7 protein-coding genes and 1 pseudogene are annotated in these 8,098 nt (G+C 65.0%); all 8 read right to left on the bottom strand.

The features are described 5' to 3' along the window. Window positions 1-124: pseudogene (locus H926_RS35365) on the bottom strand (chemotaxis response regulator protein-glutamate methylesterase); the annotation flags it as partial. A 4-nt stretch (window positions 125-128) separates the two neighbouring features. Further along, on the bottom strand, window positions 129-998 hold the full coding sequence (locus H926_RS0124075; protein ID WP_022678503.1) for a protein-glutamate O-methyltransferase CheR: 870 nt from the start codon (window positions 996-998) through the stop codon (window positions 129-131). Window positions 999-1,002: 4 nt separating this feature from the next. Beyond that, window positions 1,003-1,503 (bottom strand): chemotaxis protein CheW, encoded by a 501-nt coding sequence (locus H926_RS0124070; RefSeq protein WP_022678502.1) that lies wholly within the window; start codon window positions 1,501-1,503, stop codon window positions 1,003-1,005. Beyond that, complete coding sequence (locus H926_RS0124065; RefSeq protein ID WP_022678501.1) at window positions 1,500-3,338, bottom strand: methyl-accepting chemotaxis protein; 1,839 nt, start codon at window positions 3,336-3,338, stop codon at window positions 1,500-1,502. The genes H926_RS0124070 and H926_RS0124065 overlap by 4 nt, the downstream gene beginning before the upstream one ends. Window positions 3,339-3,389: 51 nt before the next feature. Beyond that, window positions 3,390-3,938: a chemotaxis protein CheW gene (locus tag H926_RS30460; protein ID WP_051146504.1), complete on the bottom strand. Its 549-nt coding sequence runs from the start codon at window positions 3,936-3,938 to the stop codon at window positions 3,390-3,392. Next, window positions 3,935-5,872, bottom strand: coding sequence for a methyl-accepting chemotaxis protein (locus H926_RS0124055; RefSeq protein WP_028658448.1), 1,938 nt, complete (start codon window positions 5,870-5,872; stop codon window positions 3,935-3,937). Before H926_RS0124055 ends, H926_RS30460 begins: the two co-directional genes overlap by 4 nt. Window positions 5,873-5,979: 107 nt before the next feature. Further along, entirely contained in the window at window positions 5,980-6,483 is a 504-nt protein-coding gene (locus H926_RS0124050; protein ID WP_022678498.1) for a chemotaxis protein CheW, read from the bottom strand. 4 nt (window positions 6,484-6,487) lie between these two features. Next, window positions 6,488-8,098 (bottom strand): chemotaxis protein CheA (locus H926_RS30455; RefSeq protein ID WP_237741195.1); only part of this gene is annotated, 1,611 nt, incomplete at its 5' end.

The following is an 8,098-nucleotide window of genomic DNA, read 5'->3' as shown; positions in this document are numbered from 1 at the left end:
CAAAGGGATCGGCTGCCGTCGCCACCACTTCCAGTTCGGGATCTTCTTCCAGGATGGCTTTCATGGTCTGGCGCACGCTGGCGCTGTCGTCGATGACCAGGACGCGGATCTTGGGGGCCGGCATCGGTCTATCTCCTCTGGAATATGGTGTTGCCGACAGAATCGAGCGGCAGATCGAAGCCGGCGATCGATTCCGAATGGCCCACGAACAGGTATCCGCCCGGCGCCAGGCATTCGACCAGGCGCGACACCACCTTTTTCTGGGTCGGCTTGTCGAAATAGATCAGCACGTTGCGGCAAAAGATCAGGTCAACCTGATGGCCGATGGCATAGGTCGGCTCCATCAGGTTGAGCTGGGCAAAGCCCACCTTGGCGCGCAGCCCAGGGTGGATGCGTGCCTCGTTCGCTCTGGCCCCCTGGCCCATCCCGACATAGCGTTGGCGCAGCAGGGCCGGCACCGGCTCCATCATCTCGCGCGGATAGATGCCCTTCTGGGCGGTGGCGAGCACGTTGGTATCAAGATCAGTGGCGAGGATCGCGTAATCGGGCCCGCCGTTGGCTTGCGCAAAATCGTCCATGACCATGGCCAGGGTGTAAGGTTCGGCTCCGGTGGAGCAGGCCGCACTCCAGGCGCGCACCAGTTGGCGGCGCTTGGCCGCAAAACCGGGCAGGATGTTCTGCGCCAGGCGTTCGAAATGGCGCGGTTCGCGAAAGAAATCGGTCTTGTTGGTGGTGACGGCATTGATCAGATGCACCACCTCGTCGCTGCCGGCGCCTTCACCCAAGACGAAGCGGCAATATTCTTCCAGCTTTTCGAAGTGGAGCGTACGGGCGCGGCGGCGCAGCCGGCCTTCCACCATGGTCTGCTTGGCGGCCGGCATGCGGATGCCGCACTGATCATAGATGAAGGCGGACAAATGCTTGAACGTGCGCGGCGTGATGCCGTCGCCCACGATCGCGGCGTTTTGCGGGATTTGGGCAGGGGCAGGTGTGGCCACAGGTTCAAACCTCCGCCGGCAGCAGCACGGTGTCTTCGCTGCCAAAGATGCGCGCTACATCCAGGATCACCACGAACCCTTCGGCCTCGCGCACCACGCCATCGACAAATTCACCGCGCCAGGCCGTGCCGATATCGGGCGCCGGCTCGATACGCGCGCCAGACAGGGTGCTCACCGCCAGGACACGGTCGATCACCACGCCCAGCGGCAGGGTGCGATCTGGCAGCGGCACGTCGAGAATGATGATGCGCGTGGCCAGTGTCGGCTCGACCGCCGGCAGGCCCAGGCGGCGGCGAAAGTCTACCGTGGGCACGCCCTGGCCGCGCACGTCGGTCAGGCCCAGGAAATGCGCCGGTCCGCCGGGCACGTGGCTGGGCACCTGGTAGTCCAGGATTTCGCGCACGAGCACGACCGGCACGGCGAACACTTCCCGCCCCAGGCCGAACGTCACGACCTGAAGATCATCGCGGGTGGGCGCATTGGCCAAGGGGCGGGGGGCGGTCATGCGGCGGCCTGACCGAAATCGGCGTCATCGTCGTCCGCTGCGCCGGCTGACATGTCGATGGCAAAACCCTTGAGGCGAGCCTGCTGATCGCCGATCGAGCCAGGACGTGCGGCCTTGCGGGCGGGCTTGCCCGCCTTTGTCGCCGATTTGGCAGCCTTGGCCGGCTTGGCCGCGACCGGCTTGGGTCGGGCGGCAGGGGCAGTGCCCTGGCCCCCGGCGCGGGCATGGGCATCGACGCGGAAGTACGAGATGCTGGCTTGCAGCTCTTCGGCCTGGGCGGCGAGCTCTTCCGAGGTAGCGGAAATCTCTTCCGAGGCTCCGGCGTTCTGCTGGGTCACCTGGTCAAGCTGCTGGATCGCCTCGTTGATCTGCGCGGCGCCGATATCCTGTTCGCGGCAGGCGGCGCTGATCTCACTGATCAGCTCGGCGGTGCGGCGGATATCGGGCACCAGGCGCGTGAGCATTTCACCCGCCTCCGTCGCGGCCTTGACCGTGTCGGACGAGACGGCACCGATTTCCGAAGCCGCCGTCTGGCTGCGTTCAGCCAGCTTGCGCACTTCGCTGGCCACCACGGCAAAGCCCTTGCCATGCTCGCCGGCCCGTGCGGCCTCGACCGGGGCATTCAACGCCAAGAGGTCGGTTCGCCGGGCGATTTCCTGGACGATGCCGATCTTTTCCGCGATCGTGCGCATGGCATCGACCGCGCGGTTGACGACCACGCCCGATTGTTCGGCGTCCTTGGACGATTGGCGCGCGATCTTTTCGGTCTGGGCGGCGTTGTCGGCGTTCTGCTTGATGTTGGCAGCCATCTCTTCCATCGAGGCAGAGGCCTGCTCGGCGGCGGCGGCCTGTTCGGTCGCCCCTTGCGAGACCTGCTCCGAGCTGGCGGCAAGCTGCTGGCTGCCGGCAGAGACGTTTTCCGACGCGGCGCTGGCATCGGACACCACATCGCGCAGACGGTCGACCATGGCGATCAGTGCCAGGCCCAACTTGTCGCGCTCGGACAGCGCGACATGGTTCACCGTCAGATCGCCATTGGCGATCGTGTCGGCAAGGTCAGCGGTCTTGCGCAGATTGGCGGTCATCTGGTTGACCAGCGCGATCAGGTCGGCAATCTCGTCGTCGCTGTCGGCCGTGATGCTGACGTCAAGATCGCCCACTGCCACGGCATCGACCACGCCGGTGATCTTGGCCAGCCCGCGCGACACCACGCGCCCGATCCAATAGGCGCCCAGCAAGGCGATGATCAATGCTACAGCGCCAGAAACCAGCAGTAGGGAGCGCGCTGTTGCGTAAAGCTCGTTAGTATCGTTATCGGCCTTTTTCATCTGCGTTTGCTGGATTTCCACCAGCTGTTCCAGCGTGCCTTCCATGGTGGTCGCGGCCGAACGGGAATCCGTGATCGAGATCCTGCCAGCCTCTTCGTTGCGGTTTTCCATCGCGGCGGCGCGCATGCGGCGGTTGGCTTCCTTGAGCACTTGCCACTGCTGCGCGAGCTTGGCCCAATAGGGCTTGCCTTCTTCGCTTGCCTGCTGGCTGCCCCTGACGAGGATGTCCTCGATCTTGGTCACGTTGGCATCGGATTCGGTGTTGAACTTGGCGGTCAGATCAAGATCGCTGGTCAGCGCCATGTTCTTTTCACGGCGCAACAGGCGGTTGACCTCGATCACCAGTTCCTGCGCGGTGTTGAGGCGCACGACCGGGCCGGCGATCACATCGGAAATAGCGGAATTGAGGGTGCTGAGGCGGCTGATCGAAAGCCCGATCACGCCGGCCATGACGATGATGAGGACGGCAAACGTGGCCGCCAGCTTCAATTTGATGGTGGGACGCATGGGGATTCCCCTTCGTGCGGTGGGGCAGAATTGATGGGCGAGTGGGGCGGATCAGGCAGCGGTGGACATGGCCAGCCTCCCGCCTGCAGCGTTTTCGACGGTAGCGGTGCCTGCGGCGTGCACCGGATCGTCGCCAGCAAAGATGCGCGGCAGGTCAAGGATCACGATGAACCCATCCGCCTCGCGCACCACGCCCTGGACGAAGCCCGCGTTCCACGCGGTGCCAATGTCGGGCGCCGCTTCGATACGATCGACCGGCACCGTCACCACTGCCAGCACACGATCGATCACCACGCCCAGCGCCAGGGTGCGATCGGGCAGCGGCACATCCAGAATGATGATGCGCGTGGTCAGCGTCGGTTCTACTGATGGCAGCCCCAGGCGGCGGCGAAAGTCTATTGTGGGCACGCCCTGGCCGCGCACGTCGGTAAGACCCAGGAAATGCGCCGGGCCGCCCGGCACATGGCTGGGCGCCTGATAATCCAAGATTTCGCGTACCAGCACCACCGGCACGGCGAAGACTTCCCGCCCCAGGCCGAACGTCACGACCTGAAGATCTTCGCGGGCGGGCGCTTCGGCCAAGGAACGGGGGGAGGTCATGCGGCGGCCTGGCCGAAATCGGCATCGTCGGCATCGGCCGTTCCAGCCGAGAGATCGATGGCAAAGCCCTTGAGCCGCGCCTGCTGATCACCGATCGAGCCGGGGCGCGCCGCCTTGCGGGCAGGCTTGGCTGCAGCCTTGCCAGATTTTGTGGCGATCGCCTTGGCCCGGCCTGCGGGCGCGGCGCTGCGCGATGCGGTGCGTGCATTGGGATCGACGCGGAAGTACGAGATGCTCGCCTGCAGCTCTTCGGCCTGGGCGGCGAGTTCTTCCGACGTGGCCGAAATCTCTTCCGAGGCACCGGCATTCTGCTGGGTCACCTGGTCAAGCTGCTGGATCGCTTCGTTGATCTGGGTGGCGCCGATATCCTGTTCGCGGCAGGCTGCGCTGATCTCGCTGATCAGTTCGGCCGTGCGGCGGATGTCGGGCACCAGCTTGCTCAGCATGTCGCCGGCCTCGGCCGCAGCCTTTACCGTGTCGGACGATACGGCGACGATTTCCGAGGCCGCGCTCTGGCTGCGTTCGGCCAGCTTGCGCACTTCGCTCGCTACCACGGCAAAGCCCTTGCCATGCTCGCCGGCGCGGGCCGCTTCGACGGCGGCATTGAGTGCGAGCAGATCGGTCTGCCGGGCGATTTCCTGAACGATGCCGATCTTTTCGGCGATCGTGCGCATGGCATCGACCGCGCGGTTGACCACCACGCCTGATTGCTCGGCATCCTTGGCCGATTGACGCGCGATCTTTTCGGTCTGGGCCGCGTTGTCGGCGTTCTGCTTGATGTTGGCGGCCATCTGCTCCATCGAAGCCGAAGCCTGTTCCGCCGCCGCAGCCTGTTCGGTCGCGCCCTGCGAGAGCTGTTCCGAACTGGCGGCGAGTTCCTGGCTGCCGGACGAGACGTTTTCCGATGCACCGGTCGCTTCGCTGACCACGTTGCGCAGGCGGTCAATCATTGCCACCAGGGCCAGGCCCAACTGGTCGCGGTCGGATAGGGCAGCGTGGTTTACCGTCAGATCACCATCGGCCAGGCTGTTGGCCACTGTGGCGGCCGCCCGCATGTTGGCAATCATCGCCATCAGTGCCTTGCCCAGCCGATCGCGGTCAGACAGCAGTTCCACGTCGTTGGACAGGTCACCCAGGGCGATATTGTCGGCAAACAGGGCGGTCTTGCGCAGATTGCCGATCATGGTGTTGAGCGAGCGGACGACATCGGCGATCTCGTCATCGCCCTTCATGTCGATCATGTTGTCGAGATCGCCCTCGGCTACGGTGCCCACTGCGGTGTTGATCTGGCGCAGGCCGCGCGCCACCATCCGGCCGATCCACACGGCACCGGCCACCGCCACGATCAGTGCGAGCAGCGTGGTGACGATCAGCGTGCTGCGCACCGAACCGTAGAGATTGGCGGTTTCCGTGCCGGCGGCCTTCATCTCCTTGCCCTGGTCATCGACGATCTGGTTGAGCGTCTTTTCCAGCTCCACTGCCGCACGGCGGCCATCGGTGATCGAGATCTGACCGGCGGCATCGTTCTGGTTGCGCATGGCCAGCGCACGCATGCGGGCATTCGCGTCCTTTAGCGTAGCCCATTGTTCATCGGCGCGGTTCCACATCGGCCGCGTTTGGTCGGTGGCGGTTTGGCGGCCCTGATCGAGCATTTCGCTGACCTTGCGCACCGTGTTGTCCGACTGCGTGTTCCACTCGCGCGTCAGATCCATGTCGCTGGTCAACGCCATGTTCTTTTCGAAACGGACCAGCTGGCTCATCGTCATGGCGGTTTGCTGGGCCAGTGACAGGCGGGCTGCCGGGCCGGAAATGAGGTCGGCGATGCTGGTGTTGAGCGAACCCAGCGCATTGATGGACAGGCCGGCGATGGCCATCATCAGGATGATGAGGGCGACGAAGGTAGCTCCCAGTTTCAACTTGATCGTGGCACGCATGGTGGGAAAATCCTTGTTTCTGGCGCGTCGCTGGCGGCCAGAAAGGGGGGCCGCATCAGGCTTGGTCATCGGGTTGCGATCGTTGGCAAAGACATCGCCAGGGGCCATCAAGCCGCCAGGCTACCCCCGCCGAGCTGGCGTGGTGCCGCTTCGAAAATGGCCGAAAGGGCCGGCAGCACGATCACCCCATCGGCCTGGCGCACGAATTCGCGCACGAATTCGCGGCGCCAGCGCAGGCCAACCTGCGGCGGATCGGAACTGTCGCTGCGCGACAGCATCGCCACCTCATGAACCTTGTCGGTGCGCAGGCCGATGTGCGTCATCTCGCCATCGATCTGGGTTTCGATCACCACGATGCGGCTATCGGGCGTGGGCGGGGTGATCGCCATGCCAAAGGCCACGCGCAGATCGGCAATCGGAATGATCTTGCCACGATAGTTGACGATGCTGGCGACCAGCGGCGCGGCGCCGGGCACGCGCGTTTCGGGCAAAAGGTCAACGATTTCGCGAATGTCGGTCGCCTCGATCGCCAGGCATTCGCTGCCAACGTCGAACGTCAGCACTTCCAGGTTGCCGTGTTCGTCCCAGCGGGTCTTTTGGGTGTCGGTCATGGTGTCAGCCCACGGCGCGCAGCCGTGCCTCCCGTTGCTGGCCAGTGGCCACGAGTTGCATGATGTCGAGAATGAGAGCGACGCTGCCGTCTCCCAGGATCGTGGCGCCTGAAAAGCTGTTGACCGCGCGGTGCACGCCAGACATCGACTTGATCACCGTCTGGTGACTGCCAATGATCTGGTCGACCACCAGGCCCACACGTTCCCCTGCGGCGGAAATGACCACGATCTTCTGGTGCTGATCGGGCTGGGCGCCGGTCTCGAACAGGTCATGCAAGCGCAGGAACGGCACTAGCGCATCACGCAGGCGGATCATGCTGCGGCCGCGCGTGCGCAGGTCTTCCTCGGCAGACAGCTCGATGCATTCCTCGACCGCCGCCAATGGAATGACATAGCAGCCACTGGCCACGCGCACGAGCAGCCCCTCGATGATCGCCAGCGTCAGCGGGATGCGCAGGGTAAAGGTGGAGCCCTGGCCTTCCTGGCTGGCGATATCGATTGTGCCGCGCAGCCCCTCGATCGTCCGCTTGACCACGTCCATCCCCACACCGCGCCCAGACAGGTTGGTGACCTGGGCGGCGGTGGAAAAGCCGGGGTGGAAGATCATCTGCAACAATTCGTGATCGGTCACGCTCTGGCCCGGCTGGATCAGGCCGTTCGCCTCCGCCTTGGCGCGCACCCGCTCGCGGTTGATGCCCCGGCCATCGTCGGTGATGGTGATCAGCACCTCACCGCCGGCATGGGCGGCGGTCAGCATGACGCGGCCAGTCGCCGGCTTTCCGGCGGCCAGGCGCTCTTCGGGCGTTTCCAAGCCATGATCGCAGGCATTGCGGATGAGGTGGACGATCGGATCAGCCAATTGCTCGGTCACAGTCTTGTCCACCTCGGTGGATTCGCCGTCGGTCAACAGCTCGATCGCCTTGCCGGTGTCGCGCGCCAGATCGTGGATCAGGCGGCGGAAGCGGCCGAATAGGTTGGCCACTGGCACCATGCGCAAGACCATCATGGTGTCGCGCATTTCGCTGACCAGGCGCTCGATCTCTTCCGAGATGGAGCGCAGCGCCACTTCGCCCGACGCACCGATCAGCCCGCTGTTGGCCAATTGCGACAGGCGGCTTTGCACGATCACCAGCTCGCCCACGCGGTCCATCAGCACGTCGAGCCGTTCGGCCGGGACGCGCACACTTTCCCCGGCGCGCGGCGCCTGGCGGGCGGCGGCATCGGCCTGGGCCGGCACCTGGACAGCGACGCTCGCTGGCGTTCCCGTGGCAGCGGCAGCAACGGCGCCCGGAGCGGCTGCGGGCGTGGCCGCGTCCGTCTCCGCCGGCGTTGCGGCCAGCGGCGTCAGCTCCATATCCATGTCGTCCATCACGAAGATGAACACGTCCTCGATCGCGTCACGGCTGATCTCGCCCAGCAGTGTCACGTCCCAGCCGATCAGGCATTCGGTGGGCACCAGATCGGGCAGGGCGGGCAAGGCATCGCACAGCGCCACCACCCGGCATTCGCCCAATGCTCGCAGTTCGTCGAGCAGGCTCAGCGGATTGGTGCCGTTGGCCATGGCCGAGGCGGGCAGGAGAAAACGCAGATGCCATCCACCAGTCGTCGATGTGGC

Origin of the sequence: Novosphingobium sp. B-7 (genome assembly GCF_000410615.1) — a bacterium.
Lineage (GTDB): Bacteria > Pseudomonadota > Alphaproteobacteria > Sphingomonadales > Sphingomonadaceae > Novosphingobium > Novosphingobium capsulatum.
This window is presented reverse-complemented; position numbering and strand designations above follow the sequence as displayed.

What these genes read in the sequence shown, in the direction of transcription:
- H926_RS0124055 (WP_028658448.1), bottom strand. Translation starts at nt 5,872, where the DNA reads ATGCGTGCCACGATCAAGTTGAAACTGGGAGCTACCTTCGTCGCCCTC.
- H926_RS0124050 (WP_022678498.1), bottom strand. Translation starts at nt 6,483, where the DNA reads ATGACCGACACCCAAAAGACCCGCTGGGACGAACACGGCAACCTGGAA.
- H926_RS0124065 (WP_022678501.1), bottom strand. Translation starts at nt 3,338, where the DNA reads ATGCGTCCCACCATCAAATTGAAGCTGGCGGCCACGTTTGCCGTCCTC.
- H926_RS0124070 (WP_022678502.1), bottom strand. Translation starts at nt 1,503, where the DNA reads ATGACCGCCCCCCGCCCCTTGGCCAATGCGCCCACCCGCGATGATCTT.
- H926_RS30460 (WP_051146504.1), bottom strand. Translation starts at nt 3,938, where the DNA reads ATGACCTCCCCCCGTTCCTTGGCCGAAGCGCCCGCCCGCGAAGATCTT.